Origin of the sequence: Streptococcus sp. GMD1S, from assembly GCF_000296875.1 — a bacterium.
In the GTDB taxonomy this organism is placed as follows: domain Bacteria; phylum Bacillota; class Bacilli; order Lactobacillales; family Streptococcaceae; genus Streptococcus.
The window spans coordinates 1-2,195 of sequence record NZ_AJQY01000102.1; the positions used below are offsets into that span (position 1 = coordinate 1).

General features: G+C 41.8%; 2 protein-coding genes. Both read left to right on the forward strand.

The window, feature by feature from the left end; all coding sequences use genetic code 11:
• Positions 1-1,545 (forward strand): glucose PTS transporter subunit IIA (locus GMD1S_RS07325; protein ID WP_000452445.1); only part of this gene is annotated, 1,545 nt, incomplete at its 5' end.
• A 51-nt stretch (positions 1,546-1,596) separates the two neighbouring features.
• The coding region (locus GMD1S_RS07330; protein WP_000670862.1) for an endonuclease/exonuclease/phosphatase family protein at positions 1,597-2,195 on the forward strand (599 nt) is incomplete at its 3' end.

The window sequence follows — 2,195 nt, forward strand, 5'->3', positions numbered from 1 at the left end:
GGTATTTGGATTGCCAACTCACAAGAAACTGCTCCAGTCCTTGCACCATTCTTGTATGGTACTTTGGAACGTTTGCTCTTGCCATTCGGTCTTCACCACATGTTGACAATCCCAATGAACTATACAGCTCTTGGTGGAACATACGAAGTGTTAACTGGTGCAGCAAAAGGAACACAAGTATTTGGTCAAGATCCGCTTTGGCTTGCTTGGGTAACTGACCTGGTTAACCTTAAAGGTTCAAATGCTGACCAATACCAACACCTTCTTACAACAGTCACTCCAGCTCGTTTCAAAGTTGGACAAATGATCGGTTCATTTGGTATCTTGATGGGTGTCATCGTTGCTATCTACCGCAATGTTGATGCTGACAAGAAACACCAATACAAGGGTATGATGATTGCGACAGCCCTTGCAACATTCTTGACAGGGGTTACTGAACCTATCGAGTATATGTTCATGTTCATCGCAACACCTCTTTACCTTGTTTATTCAGTAGTTCAAGGTGCTGCCTTTGCTATGGCAGATATTGTTCACCTTCGTGTCCACTCATTCGGTTCAATTGAATTCTTGACTCGTACACCATTGGCAATTAATGCTGGTATTGGTATGGATATCGTTAACTTTATCTGGGTAACTGTTCTCTTTGCGGTTATCATGTACTTCATTGCCAACTTCATGATCAAGAAATTCAACTACGCAACTCCAGGACGTAACGGAAACTACGAAACAGCTGAAGGGGCATCAGAAGAAGCAGCTCCTGGAACTCCAAAAGTTGCAGCAGCTTCTCAAGCCGTAAACATCATTAACCTTCTTGGTGGTCGTGCAAATATCGTAGATGTGGATGCATGTATGACTCGTCTTCGTGTAACTGTTAAAGACGCAGATCGCGTTGGTACTGAGGAACAATGGAAAGCAGAAGGAGCTATGGGTCTTGTCATGAAAGGACAAGGAGTCCAAGCTATCTACGGACCAAAAGCTGACGTATTGAAATCTGATATCCAAGATATCCTTGACTCAGGTGAAGTAATTCCTGAAACTCTTCCAAGTCAAATGACAGAAACTCAACAAAATACTGTACATTACAAGGGTGTAACTGAGGATATTTACTCAGTAGCTGACGGTCAAGTTGTTGCCTTGGAACAAGTGGAAGATCCAGTTTTTGCTCAAAAAATGATGGGTGATGGATTTGCAGTAGAGCCAGCAAATGGTAACATTGTATCTCCAGTTACTGGTACTGTATCAAGTATCTTCCCAACAAAACACGCTCTTGGTCTTGTCACTGACTCAGGTCTTGAAGTGCTTGTTCATATTGGTTTGGATACAGTAAGTCTTGAAGGAAAACCATTTACTGTTCATGTTTCTGAAGGACAAAAAGTGGCCGCTGGTGACCTTCTTGTCACAGCTGACTTGGATGCTATTCGAGAAGCAGGACGTAAAACATCAACAGTGGTTGTCTTTACAAATGGTGATGTCCTTAAATCAGTTAAATTAGAACAAACAGGTTCTCTTGCAGCTAAAACAGCAGTTGCTAAAGTAGAATTGTAATATACTTGAGGTTGGAAGCTGTTTTCCAACCTCTTGTTTTAGGAGAAAAGCATGAAATTTTTAACACTCAATACCCATAGTTGGATGGAGAAAGAAGCAGAAGAAAAATTCCAGCTCTTGCTCCAAGATATTCTTGATAAAGACTATGATTTGATTTGTTTCCAAGAAATCAATCAAGAAATGACTTCGCCTGAGGGAGAGGTTAACACTCACTATCAAGCTTTACCATCAGCAGAACCCATTCATCAGGATCACTATGTCCGACTCCTGGTCGAAAAATTGGCTGAGAAAGGGAAAAACTACTACTGGACTTGGGCTTACAATCATATTGGTTATGACCGCTACCATGAAGGTGTAGCTATCTTATCCAAAACACCTATCAAGGCGCGTGAGATTTTAGTATCAGATGTAGATGATCCAACGGACTACCATACTCGTCGCGTTGCCTTGGCTGAGACAGAGGTTGAAGGTAAGGAACTTGCTCTTGCAAGCGTTCATCTCTCTTGGTGGGATAAAGGTTTCCAAGAAGAATGGGCACGATTTGAGGCTGTACTAAAAGAGTTGAACAAACCTCTGATTTTAGCAGGTGATTTTAATAATCCAGCTGGTCAGGAAGGCTATCAAGCGATTTTAGCTAGCCCATTAGGATT